19 protein-coding genes are annotated in these 18,861 nt (G+C 67.7%); 8 read left to right on the forward strand and 11 right to left on the reverse strand.

The window, feature by feature from the left end; translation table 11 throughout:
* The first annotated feature begins 73 nt into the window (after nucleotides 1-73).
* A complete protein-coding gene (locus ASD79_RS22955) occupies nucleotides 74-550 on the forward strand; it encodes a hypothetical protein (protein ID WP_056726012.1) in 477 nt (158 codons plus the stop codon).
* Between the two features lies 1 nt (nucleotide 551).
* On the opposite strand, the gene ASD79_RS22960 is transcribed toward ASD79_RS22955, so the two are convergent.
* On the reverse strand, nucleotides 552-1,205 hold the full coding sequence (locus ASD79_RS22960; protein ID WP_056726014.1) for a nicotinate-nucleotide adenylyltransferase: 654 nt from the start codon (nucleotides 1,203-1,205) through the stop codon (nucleotides 552-554).
* Nucleotides 1,171-2,445: a glutamate-5-semialdehyde dehydrogenase gene (locus tag ASD79_RS22965; RefSeq protein WP_056726016.1), complete on the reverse strand. Its 1,275-nt coding sequence runs from the start codon at nucleotides 2,443-2,445 to the stop codon at nucleotides 1,171-1,173. The genes ASD79_RS22960 and ASD79_RS22965 overlap by 35 nt, the downstream gene beginning before the upstream one ends.
* A 175-nt stretch (nucleotides 2,446-2,620) precedes the next feature.
* On the opposite strand from ASD79_RS22965, the gene ASD79_RS23605 reads away from it, so the two are divergent.
* Complete coding sequence (locus tag ASD79_RS23605) at nucleotides 2,621-3,553, forward strand: DUF4238 domain-containing protein (RefSeq protein WP_082585077.1); 933 nt, start codon at nucleotides 2,621-2,623, stop codon at nucleotides 3,551-3,553.
* A gap of 322 nt (nucleotides 3,554-3,875) precedes the next feature.
* A complete protein-coding gene (locus ASD79_RS22975; protein ID WP_056726021.1) occupies nucleotides 3,876-6,218 on the forward strand; it encodes a GH92 family glycosyl hydrolase in 2,343 nt (780 codons plus the stop codon).
* Nucleotides 6,219-6,228: 10 nt separating this feature from the next.
* On the opposite strand, the gene ASD79_RS22980 is transcribed toward ASD79_RS22975, so the two are convergent.
* The 3 genes from ASD79_RS22980 to obgE all read right to left on the reverse strand — a co-directional run bounded on the left by ASD79_RS22980 (nucleotide 6,229) and on the right by obgE (nucleotide 9,062).
* Nucleotides 6,229-6,642, reverse strand: coding sequence for a GFA family protein (locus ASD79_RS22980; protein ID WP_056726023.1), 414 nt, complete (start codon nucleotides 6,640-6,642; stop codon nucleotides 6,229-6,231).
* A 222-nt stretch (nucleotides 6,643-6,864) separates the two neighbouring features.
* Nucleotides 6,865-8,010, reverse strand: a complete 1,146-nt coding sequence (gene proB / locus ASD79_RS22985; RefSeq protein ID WP_056726065.1) for a glutamate 5-kinase — start codon at nucleotides 8,008-8,010, stop codon at nucleotides 6,865-6,867.
* Nucleotides 7,998-9,062: a GTPase ObgE gene (obgE, locus tag ASD79_RS22990; protein ID WP_056726025.1), complete on the reverse strand. Its 1,065-nt coding sequence runs from the start codon at nucleotides 9,060-9,062 to the stop codon at nucleotides 7,998-8,000. Before obgE ends, proB begins: the two co-directional genes overlap by 13 nt.
* A gap of 217 nt (nucleotides 9,063-9,279) precedes the next feature.
* On the opposite strand from obgE, the gene ASD79_RS22995 reads away from it, so the two are divergent.
* Nucleotides 9,280-10,239: a hypothetical protein gene (locus ASD79_RS22995; RefSeq protein ID WP_056726026.1), complete on the forward strand. Its 960-nt coding sequence runs from the start codon at nucleotides 9,280-9,282 to the stop codon at nucleotides 10,237-10,239.
* A gap of 109 nt (nucleotides 10,240-10,348) precedes the next feature.
* Here ASD79_RS22995 and ASD79_RS23000 read toward each other — a convergent pair whose 3' ends face one another.
* From ASD79_RS23000 to rplU, 3 genes are all read right to left on the reverse strand, one after another.
* Entirely contained in the window at nucleotides 10,349-10,882 is a 534-nt protein-coding gene (locus tag ASD79_RS23000) for a GNAT family N-acetyltransferase (protein WP_056726028.1), read from the reverse strand.
* Between the two features lie 205 nt (nucleotides 10,883-11,087).
* Nucleotides 11,088-11,357 carry a 50S ribosomal protein L27 gene (rpmA, locus tag ASD79_RS23005; protein WP_007675708.1) on the reverse strand — a complete coding sequence of 90 codons (270 nt, stop codon included), beginning with the start codon at nucleotides 11,355-11,357 and terminating at the stop codon, nucleotides 11,088-11,090.
* An 80-nt stretch (nucleotides 11,358-11,437) separates the two neighbouring features.
* The gene (rplU, locus tag ASD79_RS23010) at nucleotides 11,438-11,947 is read right to left on the reverse strand and encodes a 50S ribosomal protein L21 (protein WP_007675709.1); all 510 of its coding nucleotides are present in this window, start codon (nucleotides 11,945-11,947) and stop codon (nucleotides 11,438-11,440) included.
* Between the two features lie 231 nt (nucleotides 11,948-12,178).
* Between rplU and ASD79_RS23015 the strand changes: the two genes are divergently transcribed.
* Nucleotides 12,179-12,805, forward strand: coding sequence for a hypothetical protein (locus ASD79_RS23015; RefSeq protein ID WP_056726030.1), 627 nt, complete (start codon nucleotides 12,179-12,181; stop codon nucleotides 12,803-12,805).
* Between the two features lie 40 nt (nucleotides 12,806-12,845).
* Nucleotides 12,846-13,928 (forward strand): GTP-binding protein, encoded by a 1,083-nt coding sequence (locus ASD79_RS23020; protein ID WP_056726032.1) that lies wholly within the window; start codon nucleotides 12,846-12,848, stop codon nucleotides 13,926-13,928.
* A gap of 184 nt (nucleotides 13,929-14,112) precedes the next feature.
* Here ASD79_RS23020 and ASD79_RS23025 read toward each other — a convergent pair whose 3' ends face one another.
* Nucleotides 14,113-14,553 (reverse strand): biopolymer transporter ExbD, encoded by a 441-nt coding sequence (locus ASD79_RS23025; RefSeq protein ID WP_056726034.1) that lies wholly within the window; start codon nucleotides 14,551-14,553, stop codon nucleotides 14,113-14,115.
* A gap of 153 nt (nucleotides 14,554-14,706) precedes the next feature.
* Nucleotides 14,707-15,156 (reverse strand): biopolymer transporter ExbD, encoded by a 450-nt coding sequence (locus ASD79_RS23030; protein WP_056726037.1) that lies wholly within the window; start codon nucleotides 15,154-15,156, stop codon nucleotides 14,707-14,709.
* Between the two features lie 223 nt (nucleotides 15,157-15,379).
* Between ASD79_RS23030 and ASD79_RS23035 the strand changes: the two genes are divergently transcribed.
* Entirely contained in the window at nucleotides 15,380-16,387 is a 1,008-nt protein-coding gene (locus ASD79_RS23035) for a WD40 repeat domain-containing protein (protein ID WP_056726039.1), read from the forward strand.
* Nucleotides 16,388-16,531: 144 nt separating this feature from the next.
* On the opposite strand, the gene ASD79_RS23040 is transcribed toward ASD79_RS23035, so the two are convergent.
* Nucleotides 16,532-17,278 (reverse strand): copper homeostasis protein CutC, encoded by a 747-nt coding sequence (locus ASD79_RS23040; RefSeq protein WP_056726067.1) that lies wholly within the window; start codon nucleotides 17,276-17,278, stop codon nucleotides 16,532-16,534.
* Nucleotides 17,279-17,393: 115 nt separating this feature from the next.
* Here ASD79_RS23040 and ASD79_RS23045 point away from each other — a divergent pair, with 115 nt between their 5' ends.
* The gene (locus ASD79_RS23045) at nucleotides 17,394-18,413 is read left to right on the forward strand and encodes a N(4)-(beta-N-acetylglucosaminyl)-L-asparaginase (RefSeq protein ID WP_056726041.1); all 1,020 of its coding nucleotides are present in this window, start codon (nucleotides 17,394-17,396) and stop codon (nucleotides 18,411-18,413) included.
* Nucleotides 18,414-18,861 lie beyond the last annotated feature (448 nt).

Consider the following 18,861-nt stretch of genomic DNA (forward strand, 5'->3'; position numbering starts at 1 on the left):
CGGACCCGACCCAACCCCTTTGCGGGCGGTCGATCCGCATCTAACCTCCTGGCTGGTCACGAGGGGAAACGACATGTCGAACGCCATGGACGCTTGGTCCGAAAGCCTCGCCGCGAAGGACGGCTACGATGGTCTCGGACTGGAGGAATGGCGCTTTCATCGCAAGCTGCGCGGGGGCGTTCCTGAGGGGCCGTCGGCGAGGCAGGGCGAGATCCATATCGTGTGGCGCAGCCTGCGGAGGAAGTACCTGCAGTTGGCCGTGATGCTGGTCCTGCTGATCGGCGCGCGAAAGCAGCCCGGCGCGGACCTGGCGGAGATCGATCGCGTGATCGCGGCGAGCACGGTCGAGCGGATGGCCTGCCGGGCCCGGCTTGAGGCGATCGCCGCCAGCGGGCCGGCCAGATGGCCGGGGCACGGCGCCGAGACGGCGCTGCTGGGCGCCAGCAACGAGGTCGACGAGGCGGAAGGCGCGCCGTGGGACGAGATCGTCGAGGCGGCCCGGCTGATCATCGAGACTTATCCCGCCTCGGACACGCACGCGCCGTCCTAGCTCACCCCTTCGTCTGCCGCCCCCGCAGGGCCGTCGACGAGGCGAAGTTCAGCGGGCCGGTCAGGTAGACCCAGGCCGGCGCCGTGGCGTCGGCCAGGATGGCGGCGGCGCTGGCCGGCCAGCGGGCGTAGGCGAAGCGGCGGGCGGCCGGCGAGGTGCGGGCCTTCAGCGCCGCCCACGGCCGCGAGATCACCGCCACGGGGACCTCGCGCATGATCTGGGTCCAGCCGCGCCAGCGGTGGAAGCTGGCCAGGCTGTCGGCCCCCATCACCCAGACGAACTTGACGCCCGGATAGCGGGCCCGCAGCACCCGCAGGGTGTCGATGGTGTATTGCGAGCCCAGGCGCGTCTCGGCGTCGGAGACGATCATCCCCGCGCCGCGCGCCCAGCGCCGGGCCCCGGCCATGCGCTCGGCCAGGGGCCGGGTCTCGTGCGCCGACTTCAACGGGTTCTGCGGCGAGACCAGCCAGATCACCCGGTCCAGCTCCAGCCGGCGCAGGGCGGTTTCGGCCACGTGGGCATGGCCCTCGTGCGCCGGGTTGAAGCTGCCGCCGAACAGGCCCACGCGCATGCCCGGTTCCAGATGGAAGCCCAGGCGTTGCGCGGCGGGTCTGCCAGCTTCAGGGACGAGTCTGGCCGGTCCCGCGAACCACATATTTGAACGTCGTCAGTTGCTCGGCCCCGACCGGACCGCGGGCATGGAGTTTGTCGGTGGCGATGCCGATCTCGGCCCCGAAGCCGAATTCGCCGCCGTCGGCGAACTGGGTCGAGGCGTTGACCAGCACGATGGCGCTGTCGACCAGGGCGATGAACCGCTCGGCCGCCGCCACGTCCTCGGTGAGGATGGCGTCGGTGTGGCCCGAGCCGTAGGCGGCGATGTGGGCGGCCGCGCCCTCGACGCCGTCGACCACGGCCACCGAGATGATCGGGGCCAGGTATTCGGTCGTCCAGTCGGCCTCGACGGCGGCCTTCATGGTCGGCTCGATCGACAGGGCCAGGCTGTCGCCGCGCAGCTCGCAGCCGGCCTTGATCAGGGCGTCGGCGATCGGTGGCAGCAGGGCCTTGGCCCCGGCCCGGTCGACCAGCAGGGTCTCGGCCGAGCCGCAGACCGACACCCGCCGCATCTTGGCGTTCAGCACGATGTCGACGGCCTTCTTCGGGTCGGCGGCGGCGTGGACGAAGACGTGGTTGAGGCCTTCCAGGTGGCCCAGGACGGCGACCCGCGCCTCGGCCTGGACCCGCGCGACCAGGCTCTTGCCGCCGCGAGGGATGATCAGGTCGATCGTGCGGTCCAGGCCCGACAGGATGGCGCCGACCGCGTCGCGGTCCGGGGTGCGGACGATCTGCACGGCGTCGGTCGAGATCCCCGCCGCCTTCAGCCCCTTGGCGATGGCCGCGTGGATGGCGAGGTTGGAGTTGATGCACTCCGAACCGCCGCGCAGGATCACCGCGTTGCCCGAGCGCACGCACAGGGCTGCGGCGTCGGCGGTGACGTTGGGCCGGCTCTCGAAGATCATGGCGATCACGCCGATCGGGGTGCGGACCCGGGCGATGTCCAGGCCGTTGGGCCGCGTCCAGCGGGCGGTCTCGACGCCGATCGGGTCGGGGATGGCGGCCACCGCCTCGACCCCGGCGGCGACGCCTTCCAGGCGCTCGGCATTGAGCATCAGCCGCTCGACCATCGGCGCGGTCAGGCCGCCGGCCCCGGCCTTTTCAAGGTCGCGGGCGTTGGCGGCGAGGATGGCGGGGGCGTCGGCGCGGATGGCGGCGGCCATGGCCTTGAGGGCGGCGGTGCGTTGGTCTGGCGTGGCCACGCGCAGGGCCTGCGCCCCTTGCCGAGCCGCCTGCCCCATCGCCGTCATCGTCGCCTGCAAGCCCATGCCCGCGTCGTCCATCGCTTCATCCGATCCCGGATATGCTCAGAGTGAGGCTTACCTAGGCGCTTTGGGGCGTGGGGGGAATGGGGAAAGGGTGGTGGGCGGTGTTAGCGGGGCTGGGGAGGCTGTGTTAACGTTCGAGTCGAGTGTTGTGTGCTGATGCGTCGGGCGAAGTCACGGTGAGCGAGACTAGATGGCCAAGAGCCTTAAGAGCGCAGGGCATCATTGGTGGCCGGAAGCACTCTCGAAATCATGGGCCGATGAAGCCGGTATGGCTCATTGCGTAACGTGCGACGGTATACTTATTCCATCGCAGCCAAAAAGCTTTGGAGTTGTTACGAATGCGAACCGCATCGTATTTGATGGAGGGTCACCATTCTGGAATTCGTCCTTTGAGCATACGTTTGATCGAGCAGATAGTGCTTTTCCAAGCATAATTAGTTGGCTAGAGACTCTTACGTCCCCCGTTCAGGCAAGCGACGCACCTATGTGCGAGCGCATCACGCCATTCATCATGGAGAACGACCAAAAAGATCTTTTGTCCGAATGTTTGGCTTCTCTTATTTCCAGAAGTCCAAATTTTCGAAATCGCATTCGACTGACGACGGAATACTACCGAGGCCGCTTTGGGCTCGTCGATCCTGCCGCCGACAAGAATCTCATCGCCGCCAACGTGAGCAGGACGCAAGAGGTATTCAGCGAAGCAATTCGAGCGGGAGGTAAGTTTGCCGTTCTGCTAAGTGGCGAAAGCGAGTTCATTTATGGCGATGGATTCTTGCATAGTTTTTCGACAGCCGATCGCCCACACAGTCCACGCTGCCTAATTCCCCTGACGCCTAACATAGCAATTTTATATACCCGACCAAATCGCTATCGGAGCTACCCGCAGGCTTTCGTTGTCAATCTGAAGCCGGAAGAAGTGGCTAGCGTGAACTGGACTGTTCAAGTTTATTCGAAGCGCTTCATTTTCTTTCGCGAAATTTATCCGGTAATCGATGATGCGTTCCGACGGGGCGAGCATCTTGAGGTCGAATATCACAAGCATCCTTGGGTCGAAGGCCTGCAAGAGGCCATAGGCAATACGTTCTTCGGGAACGATAGGCAATTTCATCCAATGGGCTTGTAGGTGCCCATCCGCCCCGTCGGATGCGGCCACGCCTTAAAGCCTTGGTGGATCGGAGCTCTGGCGTCTGGCCGTGTCAAGGACGGCGCGTCGCGCCGCCGCGACGCGGCCGCCGGAGGCGGTCCTTGACACGGCCAGACGCCAGAGCAGGCTTGCCATCAAGGTTTTGAGGCGCGGCCTCGCCGCTGGGCGGGCCTTCCTGAACCCTCTCCCSRYGGGAGAGGGTTCAAGAGCGTCCGCACTTTACGAAACCAACCTTCCTAAATCGGATGACGCCCGGCCCCTTCCCCCGCTAGGGTCCCGGCCAAAGTCGGAGGAGAACCCCATGCGTCTTGGACTGGTGCTGGCCGCGATCGCGTCGCTGGCCGTTTCTCCCGCCTTGGCCCAGAGCGCCCAGACCACGGCCTACGACGCCGTCGACCCGTTCATCGGCACGGGCGGCGACGGTCACACCTTCCCTGGGGCCGTGGCCCCGTTCGGCATGGTGCAGCTTTCGCCCGACACCGACATCCTGCCGTTCAAGCAGAGCTACGCCCGGGCCGCCGGCTATCGCCGCGACGACCCGACCATCCTGGGCTTCTCGCACACCCACTTCTCGGGCTCGGGCCATTCCGACCTCGGCGACATCCTGCTGGCCCCGGTCAGCGGCGAGGCGAAACTGGAACCTGGCGAGGCCGACAAGCCGGGTTCGGGCTACCGCTCGCGGTTCAGCCACGATGGCGAGGTCGCCCAGCCCGGCTACTACGCCGTGACCCTGACCGACAGCCAGGTGCGGGCCGAGCTGACCGCCGGCCCGCGCACCGGCATGCACCGCTACGCCTATGCCAAGGGCGCGCGGGCCCAGGTGCTGCTCGACCTGCGCAGCTCGATCTACAACTATCCGGGCAAGGTCTCGTGGTCGCGGATCCGCGTCGCCGAGGACGGCACGGTCACCGGCATGCGCGAGACCCGCGGCTGGGCCCCCGGCCGCCAGCTGTATTTCGCCCTCCGCTTCGACCGGCCGATGGTCGGCAAGGCGCTGTACAACAAGGAAGACGCCGTCCCCTACAAGGGCTTCGCCCAGCCGGGCCGCTCGGCCTTCGACCGCGCCCAGATGGAGGGCCGGGCCCTGGTCGGGGTGTTCGATTTCGGGGTGATCGACGGGCCGCTGGTCGCCAAGGTGGCGCTGTCGTCGGTCAGCGAAGACAACGCCGTCCTCAACCTGGCCAGCGACGAGAAGGGCTTCGACTTCGACGGCCTGCGGGCCCGTTCGAAGACCGCCTGGGAGCAGGCCCTGGGCGCGGTCGAGATCGACGCCCCGGCCCCGATGCGCAAGACGGTCTACACCGCGCTCTACCACACCCTGCTGGCCCCCAGCCTGTTCTCCGACGTCGACGGCCGCTATCGCGGGCCCGACAACGAAGTCCATATGGCTCAGACTTCAGGGGGCAAGGCCTTCGCCTTCCACTCGACCTTCTCGCTGTGGGACACCTTCCGCGCCGAGCACCCGCTGCTGACCCTGGTCCAGCCGGAAAAGCGCAACAGCGACATCGTCAACTCGCTGATCGCCTCGCAAGCTGAGAGTCCCTACGGGATCCTGCCGGTCTGGCAGTTCCATGGCCAGGAGACCTGGACGATGATCGGCTACCACGCCGTGCCGGTGATCGCCGACGCCTACCTGAAGGGCATCCGGGGCTTCGACGACAAGGCGGCGCTGGACGCCATGGTCAAGAGCGCCACCTACGCCCCCTATGGGGGCTTAAGCGACTACATGGCCCTGGGCTACGTGCCGATCGACAAGGAGCCGGAGGCCGCCTCCAAGACCGTCGAATACGCCTATGACGACTGGACCATCGCCCGCATGGCCAAGGCCATGGGCCGCGACGACGTCGCCGCGACCTTCGAGAAGCGGGCCGGCAATTGGCGCAACAGTTTCGACGTCAAGACCGGCTTCCTGCGGGCCCGCAAGAGCGACGGAACCTTCCGCACGCCCTTCGACCCGACGGCGATCAACTACGGCAGCGACTACACCGAGGGCAACGCCTGGCAATATTCGTGGTTCGCGCCGCAGGACCTGGGCGGGCTGGTGGGGGCGATGGGCGGCGACGCGGCGACCGTCCGCAAGCTGGACGCCATGTTCGACTTCGACAATTCCAAGCTCGACTATTCCCACGCCGAGGACATCGCCGGCCTGATCGGCCAGTACATCCACGGCAACGAGCCCAGCCACCACGTGGCCTACATGTACGCCTATGCCGGCCAGCCCTGGCGCACCCAGGAGCGGCTGACCCAGATCGTCGGCAGCCAGTACAAGCCCACCCCGGACGGCCTGGCCGGCAATGACGACCTGGGCCAGATGTCGGCCTGGCTGGTGTTCACCGCCCTGGGCTTCTATCCGGTCGCCCCGGGCTCGAACGAATACGTGATCGGCCGGCCGTTCCTGGAGCGGGCGGTGCTGAACCTGCCGAACGGCAAGCGCTTCACGGTGAAGGCGCGGGGGCTGTCGGACGCGCGACCCTATGTCGGGGTGATCACCCTGAACGGCAAACCCCTGACCCGCGGCTTCGTCCGCGACGAAGAGATCCGGGCCGGCGGCGAGCTGGTGTTCACGATGAGCGCGACGCCGAACAAGACCTGGGCGACGGGGGCGAAGGACCGCCCGATGAGCATGACGGGGTATGGACGGTAGGGCGCGCGTCCTAGTCCGGGGGCAGTTCGGCGAACTGGGGGAGTCCGTCGCATAGGGTGTGCCACGGGGCTTTCGAGCCGACGAAGATGTGCGCGGCTGGCCTGATCGACGGCGTATCGTTCAACGTGCCCAGGGTGACGTGAACATAGGCGCCGTCGCGCACCAGCGAGTAGAGCAGCGAGCCGCAGACGCCGCAGTGGGCGTCATGGCCCGCCTCGTCGCCGTATCGCATCATCCGGTCCTGCCCGCGGACGACGGAGAGCTGGCCGGCGGCGATCCCCGCGAAGGGCTTGAACGCCGAGCCCGTGGCGCGCCGGCAGCCCGAGCAATGGCAGTTCAGGGCGTACTCGAAGGCGTCCGGAACGGTATAGGCCACCGCGCGGCAGAAGCATTCGCCGCGTAGCTGAGCTGGTTCCGTGGCCATGGGCGCCTCGTGTCTCGAGTGGATGGACACCTTCTAACCCTCTCCCAGCGGGAGAGGGAGGGGCCCACGCTGAAGGCGTGGGAGGGTGAGGGATCACGCCCTCACCGTTTTCTCGCAAGCGCCCTGCCGGCGCGCCGTCCGACGTTTTACCCCCTCACCCTCCCACCGCTGCGCGGCGGGCCCCTCCCTCTCCCCATGGGAGAGGGTTAGGTTTGGGCGCATCTAGGCGCCCACCGCCAGGTCGTCGGCGTGAATCATCGGGCCCTCGGTGAAGCCCAGCTCGGCCTCGATGGCGTCGGAGCGCAGGCCGGCGATCTTGTGGGCGTCGGCGCTGTCGTAGCGGACCAGGCCCCGGGCCACCTCGCGGCCGGCCTCGTCGCGGACCCGGACGGCGTCGCCCTTGTCGAACGGACCCTCGACGGCGCGGACCCCGGCCGACAGCAGGCTCTTGCCCTTCAGCAGGGCGGCGGCGGCGCCGGCGTCGACGGTCAGCCAGCCCTGGGGGGCCAGGGAGCCGGCGATCCAGGCCTTGTAGGCGGCGGCGGGCGAGGCCCCGGCCTCGATCACCGTGGCCAGCGCCCCGTCCTCGATGGCCTTCAGCGGATGCGGCCGCGAGCCCAGGGTGATCAGGGTGGCGCAGCCGGCGGCCCGGGCGATGCGGGCGGCGGCGATCTTGGTGGCCATGCCGCCGGTGCCGACCCCGGTGGCGGTGTTGGCGCCCTCGGCCATGGCGGCGATGGCCGGGGTGATCTCGGTGACCCGCTCGATGTGGGTGGCCGACGGGTCGCGGCGCGGGTCGGCGGTGTAGAGGCCGTCGATGTCGGACAGCAGCACCAGCAGGTCGGCCCCGACCATCTGGGCGACGCGGGCCGCCAGGCGGTCGTTGTCGCCGTAGCGGATTTCCTCGGTGACCACGGTGTCGTTCTCGTTGACCACCGGCACGACGTTGAAGCCGATCAGGGTCTCGGCGGTGGCGCGGGCGTTCAGCCAGCGGCGGCGCACCTCGGTGTCGTCGCGGGTCAGCAGGATCTGGGCGGCGCCGATGCCGTGCGGCTCGAAGGCCTCTTCCCAGGCCCGCATCAGCACCGACTGGCCGGCGGCGGCGGCGGCCTGCTTCTCCGGGAGGGTGAGGGACTTGCGGCCGTTCAAGCCCAGGCGGCGGCGTCCCAAGGCCACCGCGCCGGACGACACCACCACCACCTGCTGGCCCCGGGCCCGCAGGACGGCGGCGTCGGCGCAGAAGGCGCTCAGCCAGGCGCGGTTGGGCGCGCCGGTCTCGGCGTCGACCAGCAGGGCCGAGCCGACCTTGAAGACGATCCGCCTGGCCGCCGACAGCGCTCCCCCTGAAGCGCTCACTAGGGTTGCCAGCCGCCGGGGGTTTCTTCCTCGGGCGCCTCGTCGACCGCCGCCTCGGCGGGGGTCTCGCCGCGCCGGATGCGCACCTGGGTGAAGGCGGCGCGCAGCAACTCGGTGACGCCCTCGCCCGAGACGCCGGAGACCAGCATCGGCTTGATCCCGGAGACGGCTTCCAGCTCGGCGCGCTTGGCTTCCCGGGTCTCGGGGTCCAGCGCGTCGACCTTGTTGAGCGCCAGGATCTCGGACTTGTCGGCCAGTTCGTCGCCATAGGCCTCGAGCTCGGCGCGGATCGTGGTCCAGGCCCCGGCGATGTCGTCCTGGGTGCCGTCCACCAGGTGGATCAGCACCGCCGAGCGCTCGACGTGGCCGAGGAACCGGGTGCCCAGGCCGGCGCCTTCGGAGGCGCCCTCGATCAGGCCGGGGATGTCGGCCATCACGAAGCGCTCGCTGGTCGACAGGTCGACCATGCCGAGGTTGGGGGTCAGGGTGGTGAAGGGATAGTCGGCGATCTTCGGCTTGGCGGCGCTGGCGGCGGCCAGGAAGGTCGACTTGCCGGCGTTGGGCAGGCCGACCAGGCCGACGTCGGCGATCAGCTTCAGCCGTAGCCAGATCCACAGCTCCTCGCCGTCCTGGCCGGGGTTGGCGTATTTCGGGGCCTGGTTGATCGGGCCCTTGAAGTGCAGGTTGCCCCAGCCGCCGTTGCCGCCCTTGGCCAGACGCAGGGTCATGCCCGCGGTGTCCATGTCGGCGATCAGGGTTTCCTTGTCCTCTTCCAGCACCTGGGTGCCGACCGGGACCTTGAGCACGACGTCGTCGCCGGCCGCGCCGTGGCGCTGGCGGCCCATGCCGTGGATGCCCGTCCCGGCCTTGAAGTGCTGCTGGTAGCGGTAGTCGATCAGGGTGTTGAGGCCCTCGACCGCCTCGATCCACACGTCGCCGCCGCGCCCGCCGTCACCGCCGTCGGGGCCGCCGTATTCGATGTACTTCTCGCGTCGGAACGAGACCGCGCCGCCGCCGCCGTTTCCGGAGCGGACGTAGATTTTGCACTGGTCCAAGAATTTCATGAGCGTCTTTTGTCTTAAGGCGGCTTTCCCGTCGAGCCGAAACGGCTTTCGCGGCCCCTCACAAGCCCTTGAAAGCCCCGATTTCCGTCGGATCAAGCGGGACCGCGACGGCCTGAACCGCGTTCGGTTCGTGACGAAATGTTAAAACTGACAATGCGACAACAGACCCTGGGCGAGAATCCGGATCTCAAGGCCCATCTCGTGGGGGAGGCTGGCGTTGGCGAACAATCAGGACGTCAGTAAAGAATTTCTGCAGGACCTCGCGGACCTGACCCTTCCGACACTGTGCCGGAAATACGCCAACGAGGCGTCGGTGCACCGCAACATCCTGATGAGCCGCGGCACCGGGGTGACCGGGACCTGGCGCGACTTCCGCTGCTTCCTCACCGACATCGGCCAGCGGCCTTCCGGCGATCACGGCCTGGTCCTGCTGAACCGCAACGAGCGCACCTACGGCCCGGGCCGGGCGCGCTGGATGACCGCCGAGGAGCAGGCCGCGCACGAGGCCGAGTTCGACCGCCAGCAGGCGTCGAAGAACCGCGAGCAGCAACAGCTCCTGCACCAGGCCGCCGCCATCCAGCGGGCCAAGGCGCCCAACGCTCCGAACTTCGGCCAGTGGACGCCGATGGCCGGTCGCCAGGTCAGCTACACCGAGGTGGCCAAGCGCCTGGCGATCCCGGTCCAGGCCCTGTCGAAGACCATGGCCGACGGCCGCAGCGCCGACGAACTGCTCCGGCGCTCGGGTTCGGCCCAGGATTTGATCAATCCAGACCTCCAGTGGCTGCCGCCGGACCCGGTGCGCAAGGCCGGATTCTTCGAGGCGTTCCGTATCTGGCACATGCAGGTCCAGCCGCAGTTCAGCCGAGCCGCCACCCCGACCTTCCTGTTCCTCTACATCGCCTTGCCGGTGATGAAGGAGTGCCGGGACGAACTGATGAGCCTCAGCCTGTGGAACCCGCTGGGCCAGCGGGCCATGAACGCCCGCGACGGGCACATCGCCTGGAAGAAGTACTGCGAGTTCATGCCCCGGGCCCAGGTGGCCATGATGGAAATCCCCATCTACGCCACCTATTCGCTGCTCAGCGACCTGGACCCCTTGTGCGAACGCATCATCACCGCCGAGAAGCGCTTCCGCGAGGGCCCGCAGAAGGTCGTCGCGACGCATCGGGCGGCGTAAGCTGTTTGCTTTCCCTCCCCCTTGTGGGGAGGGTGGCCCCGAAGGGGTCGGGTGGGGTTTGATGAGTCAGAAGCGGCGGTGAAGCCCCACCCACCAGCTTCGCTGGTCTTCACGCCAGCCACACCATCATCCGCGTCGGCACGCTCTCGCCGCGCGCCGCCGAGGCCTTGTGCTCGACCACGCCGGTGTACAGGAAACCGGCGTTGATCAGCACCTGGCCGGAGGCCGGATTGTCGGCGAAGTGGCCGGCGACGACCACCTTCTTGCGCCAGTCGTTCCGGGCCCAGGTCAGCGCCCCGCGCGCCGCCTCGGTGGCGACGCCCCGGCCCCAGTAGGGTCGGCCGATCCAGTAGCCGACTTCCAGGTGACCGTCGGCGGGGGTGAAGAAGCCCATGACGCCGACCACGCCCTCGTCCTCGAGTTCGATGACGAAGGTGGTGTCGCGGCGACGGTCCTGGGCCTGGCAGCGGGCGACGAAGCCGTCGGCGTCGGCGCGGCTGTAGGGCCAGGGCATGCGGGTGGTCATCTTGGCGATCGCGTAGTCGCCGCAGAACTCGCCGATGCGCGCGGCGTCGTCGATTCGCGGAGTCCGCAGCGTCAGCCGCCGCGTCTCGATGATGGGACCTTTTTCGATCACGCACATTTGGCGCGCCTCCCGTGCTCGGTCCTTCTAGGTGGGGACCGTGACGCTCGGATTTCAGACCCGGGTTCAAATTGGGGCCAATAAAATTCCTGAGCGCGGACAAAACAAAAGCGGGGAGTCCGGCGTTCCGGACTCCCCGCTTCGGTTCGTCTGTCCGGATCGTCTTCTTTTGGAGAAGCGCGACCCGGTCTCTACGAGGTTCGCGCTATTCGGCGGCTTGAGCCGGAGCGGCGACGTTCACGTAGGTGCGGTTGTTGCGCTTGGTGATAAAGCCCACCGCGCCTTCGATCAGCGCGAACAAGGTGTGATCCTTGCCCATGCCGACATTGGCGCCCGGGTAGAACTTGGTGCCGCGCTGGCGGATGATGATGTTGCCGGCGAGCACCTTCTGGCCACCGAACTTCTTCACGCCAAGGCGGCGGCCGGCGGAGTCGCGACCGTTGCTGGACGAGCCGCCTGATTTCTTGTGAGCCATGGTGGCCTCCTAGTTCCTAAATCCGGTTTCTCGCGAAAGACCTGGATCGAGTTAATCGTTCAACGAAACCCGTCGGGGTTTCAGGCTTCGGCTTCCGGAGCAGCTTCGGTCGCGGCCTTCTTCGGCGCGGCCTTCTTCTTCGGAGCGGCGGTTTCGGCTTTCACCGGCATGCTCGGGATCGTCGCCGGAACGGCGGCGTCACCCAGGCCGCGGGCGCGGGCGTTGAGGATGACCTTGGGGGTCAGGTCGATGACGCCTTCCCACTTGGTTTCCTTGCCGCCGCCGGCGACCGAGGTCACGCGGACGACCGACTCGGTCTGGCGGTGGCCACGGGTGCGGCGATAGCCTTGGCGGCGGATCTTCTTGAAGATCTTGACCTTCTCGCCCTTGCGGGTTTCGAGGAGGGCGCCGGTGACGACAGCTCCTTCAACGAGCGGGGCGCCGACCGTCACGGCCTCGCCTTCGCCCAGCATCAGGACTTCGCCGAAAGCGACTTCCGAGCCCGGTTCACCGTCCAGCTTTTCGACAACCAGCAGGTCGCCGGCTTGGACCCGGTACTGCTTGCCGCCGGTTTTGATCACCGCGTACATAGGTTAGCGCCTTAAGAAACGTGCGTTCGCAAAATTGGGAACGCCCGCGAGGAAACCCAGCGGGCGAGGGGGCGGACTTATACAGCCGACGACCTGTGAGTCAACGGCGAGATGAGACATTCCGGCGCCTGGCTCGTGCTTGGGCCCCGCTTGGCTCGGGACCGGCCGGCGCCCCTCGCGAGTCATAAAGAGGACTGGCGTGTTACAATGTAACAATCTAAAGGGTCAGGGGTGAACAGCACCTTCTTCGCCTCCGTCGCCGCCACCGGGTTCGCCGTGGCCTTCCTGCACGCCGCCCTGCCGACGCACTGGCTGCCGTTCGTGCTGGTGGGCCGGGCGCAGAAGTGGAGCACGGGCCGCACCCTGGGGGTCACCCTGCTGGCCGGGCTGGGCCATGTGGGCCTGACGATCGTGCTCGGTCTGGCGGTGGTCGCCGCTGGCCTGGTGGCCCAACCGCATGTCGGCGGCTATTTCCACTGGATCGTCGGCGGCCTGATGGCGGCGTTCGGCGTCTTCTATCTGGTGCGCGGCCGCCACAAGCACGCGACGATGGACAAGAGCCGCAAGTTCGCCTCCGACCGCGCGGCGATCACCGCCCTGGTGGTGCTGCTGACCCTGTCGCCGTGCGAGGCCTTCCTGCCCTATTATCTTGCGGGCATGGAGCATGGCGTGGCCGGCTTCGTCACGCTGAGCGTCGTGCTGCTGGCCGCGACTTCGGCCGGCATGCTGATCTTCACCGGCCTCAGCCTGGCCGGCTTCAACCGCCTGGGCCTGGCGCGGCTGGAGCAGTACGAGGAGATCATCCTCGGCGTCGCTTTGATCGCCATCGGCGCGGCCGTGGCGTTCCTGAAAACGTAAGCGCCTTCCGTCCGGCCCCTATCGCTCCTAAATAGCGGCCATGACCAACACCGCTCCCGCTCCCGGCAAGATTCCCGTCACCGTGCTGACCGGCTATCTCGGCGCCGGCAAGACCACCCTGCTCAACCGCATCCTCACCGAGGAGCACGGCAAGCGCTACGCCGTGATCGTCAACGAGTTCGGCGAGGTCGGCATCGACAACGACCTGGTGGTCGGGGCCGACGAGGAAGTGTTCGAGATGAACAACGGCTGCGTCTGCTGCACGGTGCGCGGCGACCTGATCCGGGTGCTGCAGGGCCTGATGAAGCGGAAAGGCGGCTTCGACGCCATCATCGTCGAGACCACGGGCCTGGCCGATCCGGGCCCGGTGGCCCAGACCTTCTTCGTCGACGACGACGTCAAGGCCCGCACTTATCTCGACTCGGTGACCGCCGTGGTCGACGCCAAGCACATCCTGCTGCGCCTGGGCGACAGCAAGGAGGCCGTCGAGCAGATCGCCTTCGCCGACCAGATCGTGCTCAACAAGACCGACCTGGTCTCCGAGGACGACCTGCGCCACGTCGAGGCCCGCATCAAGCGCATCAACCCGCTGGCCCCGATCCACCGCGCCCAGCGCTCCAACGTTCCGCTGGAGGCGATCATCGGCAAGCACAGCTTCGACCTGGAGCGGATCACCGAGCTGGAGCCGGAGTTCCTCAATCCGGGCCACGGCGAGGCCGGTCACGTGCATGACGAGCACTGCGGTCATGACCACCACGGGCATGACCACCACCATCACGGCCACGACCATGGCCATGGGCACGACCACAAGAGCGACATCCACGACGACGGGGTGAAGGGGATTTCCCTGACCCTGGACCGTCCGGTCGACGGCCAGAAGATCACCGTCTGGCTCAACGAGCTGCTGGCCAGGCGCGGGCCCGACATCCTGCGGGCCAAGGGCATCATCGACGTCAAGGGCGAGGAGCGCCGCCTGGTGTTCCAGGCCGTGCACATGATCCTGGAAGGCGACTTCCAGCGTCCGTGGATGGAGAAGGACAGGCGTTACAGCCGCATGGTGTTCATCGGCCGGGACCTGGACGAGGCGGAACTGAAGGCCGGGTTCGAGGCGACGGCGGCCTGATGGCGTAAAGTCCTCCCCCTGTGGGGGAGGCGATCGCATAGCGATCGGAGGGGGGAGTTTTGCGAGGCCGGATCACTCCCCCCTCCGGCCCTTTGGGCCACCTCCCCCACAGGGGGAGGAATAACAAAAAAGCCCCGGAACTTGCGTTCCGGGGCTTTCGTATTTCTGGCTGTCGCCGAAGATCCTAGTGGATGTCCTCGTTGATCAGGCCGACCTTGTACCAGCCGGCGGTCTGCAACTGGTTCAGCACGCCCATGAAACGGGCATATTCGACGTCGCCGTCGGCGCGGACCATGACGCGCTGATCGTCCTTCGGGCCGGCCTGGCCGTCGGCGGTGAAGGCCGCGTCCAGGTCGAATCTCAGGGTGTCGAGCGTGGTCTGCTTCTGGGCGACGTACAGGGCGCCCGACCGCTGGACCGAGACGAAGATCGGCGTCTTCGGCTCGACCGTCCGTTCCGAAGCCAGCGGCAGGTCGATCTTGATCGAGGTCACGGCCATCGGCACGGCGACCATGAAGATGATCAGCAGCACCAGAAGGATGTCGACGAACGGGGTGACGTTGATGTCGGCGTTCTGGCCGAGGTCGTAGCGCCCGCCGCCGCCGCCCGAGAGTTTCGCCGCCATGCCTGTCTCCTTCCGAACCGCTTGGGTCGAGTGAAGTTACAGGTGTAGTTTGTCGGCTTTCTTACATTTGTAAAGCGCCGAGTCCGCGGGCATGAAAAAGGGGCCGGACGCTGGCGTCCGGCCCCTGATTTTCGCGCTGATCGTGGAAGCGTCCTAGTGGATGTCCTCGTTGATCAGGCCGACCTTGTACCAGCCGGCGGTTTGCAGTTGGTTCAGCACGCCCATGAAGTCGGCATAGGCCACGTCGGCGTCGGCGCGGACCATGACGCGCTGGTCGTCCTTCGGGCCAGCCTGGTCATTGGCCACGAACTTGGCTTCCAGGTCGAACTGCAGGTTGTCGAGGCTGGTCTGCTTTTCAGCGACGTACAGCGCGCCCGACTTCTGGATCGAGATGAACACCGGCTCCTTCGGCTTCGGCGCGTTCGGCGGCGGGATCGTCGCCGGCGGAAGGTCGACCTTGATCGCCACGGTGGCCATCGGCACGGCGACCATGAAGATGATCAGCAGGACGAGCAGGATGTCCACGAAGGGCGTGACGTTGATGTCCGCGTTCTGACCGAGGGAGTAGCGACCGCCACCACCGCCAGAGAGTTTAGCCGCCATAGCCTGACTGTCTCCCAAGGGCCGCAACAGGCGCGGTCCCGCAATTGTTAGATGGCCACGTCTGGCTCAGACGGGCGACGAAGTAAAGCCCGACGACGCGGCGCGATGGCAACCCCTTTTGTGAGTCTTTTTGGCCGAACGCCGTTCAGAGGGGCCTTTCCCGGGCCTCTACTCCCGTGAGGCGCGACTAGGCGCCCGCCCTGGAGCGGGGTATGGCGCGCGGATGATCTATTCCTTCGACGCCTATGTCACCGCCGCCCTGTTCGACCGCGCCGACCGCGCCGCCTTCGCCCTGGGCGACGGCACGGTCCGATTCGAGACTCCCGACGGCTTCGTCACCGTCGAGGCGCACGCTGGCGCGGTGCTGAGCGCCGTCGTGCATCCCTCGGGCCGCGGCGTGGTCACCGGCGGCGACGACGGCAAGGTGGTGTGGAGCCGGGTCGAGGGCGACGAGGTGGCCGCCACCCTGGTCGCCGAGGTCAAGGGCCGCTGGATCGAGCATGTCGCCACCAGCGCCGCCTCCGGCCTGATCGCCTTCACCGCCGGCAAGGAAGCCCACGTCCGCGACGCGGCCGATCCCAAGTTCCTGCGGGTCTTCCCGCATGAGAAGACCGTGTCCGGCCTGGCCTTCGATCCGAAGGGCAAGCGCCTGGCGACGGCCGGCTACGGCGGCGTGTCACTGTGGTGGGCGCGGATCGAGGGCCAGAAGCCGCAACAGCTGAAGTGGGCCGGCAGCCACATCGCCGCCCTGTTCAGCCCGGACGGCAAGTTCCTGGTCTCGTCGATGCAGGAAAGCCAGCTGCACGGCTGGCGCCTCTCCGACAACAAGGACATGCGGATGGGCGGCTATCCGGCCAAGATCAAGAGCCTGGCGTTCTTCGACAAGGGAAACCTGATGGTCACCGCCGGCGCCAACGGCGCGGTGGTCTGGCCGTTCGCCGGGGCCAACGGCCCGATGGGCAAGGAAGCCGCCGAGATCGGCTTCTCGCGCGACTCGCTGGTGGTGCGGGTGGCGGGCGTCGAGGCCCTGCCGGTGGCCATCGCCGGCCAGGACAACGGCAAGATCTGGGCGGCGCACATGCGCTCGGGCCGCATCGAGACCCTGAAGGCCGAGAAGGGCGCGGCGATCAGTTCGCTGGCGGTGTCGGCGGACGGGACGCGCCTGGCCTGGGGCGACGAGGACGGCGAGGCGGGGGTGATCGCGGTGCCGGCGATGGAGACGCGGTTCTAAAATCCTCCCCCTGTGGGGGAGGTGTCGGCGTAGCCGACGGTGGGGGGCGTGATCGGCAGGTGACCAGATCCACGATCGACGACCCTAAAACTCCCCCCACCGATCGCTACGCGATCGCCTCCCCCACAGGGGGAGGGTTTCGCTTTAGCTCAGCCCCGCCAGCACCTTCACCATCGCCGCCACCGTCGCCTCGTCCGTGTCCCGCAGCCCGTCCTGCACGAAGCCCAGCCTGTAGGCGCGGTCCTCGTGGCCCTGGCCCAGGCCATAGGTCATCGGGCCGCTGCACGAGCCGTGCACCTCGACGACGCCGGTGCGGGCGATCAGTTCGGCGACGTTGGACGGCTTGACCCCGCCGCCGGCCAGGATGGCGATGCGGCCGTCGGCCTGCTCGACCAATCGGGCGATCGTCTCGGCCCCGGCCATGGCGTTCAGCGCGCACCCCGAGGTCAGGATGCGCTCGAAGCCAAGGTCGATGGCGGTCTCCAGCGCGGCGAACGGATCGGGCGTCAGGTCGAAGGCCCGGTGCAGGGTCACGCCCAGGCCCTCGGCATGGGCTACCAGCATGGCCAGCGCGTCAACGTCCAGCTCGCCCGATGGCCGGTTGGCGCCGATCACCACCCCGGCCAGGCCCGCGGCCCGCACGGCGTCGATGTCGCGGAAAATGGCGTCCAGGTCGCCGTCGTCATAGACGAAGTCGCCGTTGCGCGGCCGGATCATCGGATAGATCGGGATCGCGGCTTCCGCCGCCTGGGCGATCAGGCCAGGGGCGGGGGTCAGGCCCTGAAGCGCCAGGGCCGAGCACAGCTCGATCCGATCCGCGCCGCCCTCGATCGCCGCCGCCAGGCCAGCGGGCGTATCGACACAGACTTCCAGGATCACGCGCTTGGACATCTTCGCCTCTTCGGAAGCCATGATTTTAAGCAGGAGCGTGGCCGGCGCCGAAACCGGTATCCACTTTCGGTCGCCACGCTCTAGGATTCGCAAACGGCGTTCTTGGAGCACACCCATGCTGAATCGCAGAGGCCTAATCGGAGCCTCGATGGCCGGATCCGCCCTGCTGGGCGCTCGCGCCGCCTCGGCCGACGAAGCCGGAACCCGGCTGTCGAAGCCCTGCGTGATCTCGACCTGGGACTTCGGCGTGCCGGCCAACCAGGCGGCCTGGGCGGTGCTGTCCAAGGGCGGCCGGGCGCTCGACGCGGTCGAGGCCGGGGCCCGGATTCCCGAGCAGGACCTCAAGAACCACAGCGTCGGCCGGGCCGGCTATCCCGACCGCGACGGCCATGTCTCGCTGGACGCCAGCATCATGGACGAGCATGGCAATTGCGGCGCGGTGGCGGCGCTGGAGCACATCGCCCACCCGATCTCGGTGGCCCGCGCGGTGATGGAGAAGACCCCGCACGTGCTGCTGGTCGGGGCCGGCGCCCTGCAGTTCGCCCAGGAACAGGGCTTCCCGCGCGAGGACCTGCTGACCCCGGAATCGCGCGCGGCCTGGGAGGCTTGGCGCAAGGACGCCAAGTACCAGCCCAAGGCCAACAGCGAGGTCGGCGACTACGGCAAGACCTCCGGCCAGCTGGGCACGCCGGGCGGCAAGGGCAACCACGACACCATCGGCATGCTGGCCCTCGACGCCCAGGGCGACCTGTCCGGCGCCTGCACCACCAGCGGCATGGCCTGGAAGCTGCGCGGCCGGGTCGGCGACAGCCCGATCGTCGGCGCGGGGCTCTATGTCGACAACGAGGTCGGGGCGGCCACATCCACGGGCGTCGGCGAGGAGGTGATCCGAAACGTCGGCAGCTTCCTGGTTGTCGAGCTGATGCGCCAGGGCCGTTCTCCGCAAGAGGCTTGCAAGGAGGCGGTCGCGCGCATCCTGAAGAAGAAGCCGGCCGCCAGGGACATCCAGGTCGGCTTCCTGGCGATCAACAAGCAGGGCGAGGTGGGCGCCTGGGCGATCCAGAAGGGCTTCACCTACGCGCTGTGCGACGCCGCCAGCCAGGATCGGCTGCTGCCGGGGGCGAGCTTTTACTGAGGGGGGCGGCGTCATGAACCCTCTCCCAGCGGGAGAGGGAGGGGCCCACGCCGAAGGTGTGGGAGGGTGAGGGGTTACGCCCTCACCGATTTCACACGAACGCCCTGCCGGCGCGCCGTCGGACTCACCACCCCCTCACCCTCCCAAGCTTCGCTTGGGCCCCTCCCTCTCCCCATGGGAGAGGGTCCGTGAGAGCNAACGCCCTGCCGGCGCGCCGTCGGACTCACCACCCCCTCACCCTCCCAAGCTTCGCTTGGGCCCCTCCCTCTCCCCATGGGAGAGGGTCCGTGAGAGCATCGACGCCCTTCGTGCCCTGCAAAATCAATAACTTGAAGTTTTTCGATCTTTTTCGTCCTCACCCCTTCCGGGCGCCCCGATACTGAGCTCACCCCATCGCACGGGGAGGGACGTCGGCCGGCGACCTGACGGGCGGTGGGCAGTGGTCGAG

This window comes from Caulobacter sp. Root655 (assembly GCF_001427665.1).
Taxonomy (GTDB): Bacteria; Pseudomonadota; Alphaproteobacteria; order Caulobacterales; family Caulobacteraceae; genus Caulobacter.

Excerpts from the sequence above, each read along its gene's own strand:
- ASD79_RS22955 (WP_056726012.1), top strand. The coding sequence starts at position 74 with ATGTCGAACGCCATGGACGCTTGGTCCGAAAGCCTCGCCGCGAAGGAC.
- rplU (WP_007675709.1), bottom strand. The coding sequence starts at position 11,947 with ATGTACGCGGTGATCAAAACCGGCGGCAAGCAGTACCGGGTCCAAGCC.
- ASD79_RS22975 (WP_056726021.1), top strand. The coding sequence starts at position 3,876 with ATGCGTCTTGGACTGGTGCTGGCCGCGATCGCGTCGCTGGCCGTTTCT.
- ASD79_RS23025 (WP_056726034.1), bottom strand. The coding sequence starts at position 14,553 with ATGGCGGCGAAACTCTCGGGCGGCGGCGGCGGGCGCTACGACCTCGGC.
- ASD79_RS23605 (WP_082585077.1), top strand. The coding sequence starts at position 2,621 with ATGGCCAAGAGCCTTAAGAGCGCAGGGCATCATTGGTGGCCGGAAGCA.
- ASD79_RS23035 (WP_056726039.1), top strand. The coding sequence starts at position 15,380 with ATGATCTATTCCTTCGACGCCTATGTCACCGCCGCCCTGTTCGACCGC.
- ASD79_RS23045 (WP_056726041.1), top strand. The coding sequence starts at position 17,394 with ATGCTGAATCGCAGAGGCCTAATCGGAGCCTCGATGGCCGGATCCGCC.
- ASD79_RS23000 (WP_056726028.1), bottom strand. The coding sequence starts at position 10,882 with ATGTGCGTGATCGAAAAAGGTCCCATCATCGAGACGCGGCGGCTGACG.
- ASD79_RS22980 (WP_056726023.1), bottom strand. The coding sequence starts at position 6,642 with ATGGCCACGGAACCAGCTCAGCTACGCGGCGAATGCTTCTGCCGCGCG.
- ASD79_RS22965 (WP_056726016.1), bottom strand. The coding sequence starts at position 2,445 with ATGGACGACGCGGGCATGGGCTTGCAGGCGACGATGACGGCGATGGGG.
- ASD79_RS22960 (WP_056726014.1), bottom strand. The coding sequence starts at position 1,205 with ATGTGGTTCGCGGGACCGGCCAGACTCGTCCCTGAAGCTGGCAGACCC.
- ASD79_RS23030 (WP_056726037.1), bottom strand. The coding sequence starts at position 15,156 with ATGGCGGCTAAACTCTCTGGCGGTGGTGGCGGTCGCTACTCCCTCGGT.
- rpmA (WP_007675708.1), bottom strand. The coding sequence starts at position 11,357 with ATGGCTCACAAGAAATCAGGCGGCTCGTCCAGCAACGGTCGCGACTCC.
- ASD79_RS23040 (WP_056726067.1), bottom strand. The coding sequence starts at position 17,278 with ATGTCCAAGCGCGTGATCCTGGAAGTCTGTGTCGATACGCCCGCTGGC.
- obgE (WP_056726025.1), bottom strand. The coding sequence starts at position 9,062 with ATGAAATTCTTGGACCAGTGCAAAATCTACGTCCGCTCCGGAAACGGC.
- ASD79_RS23020 (WP_056726032.1), top strand. The coding sequence starts at position 12,846 with ATGACCAACACCGCTCCCGCTCCCGGCAAGATTCCCGTCACCGTGCTG.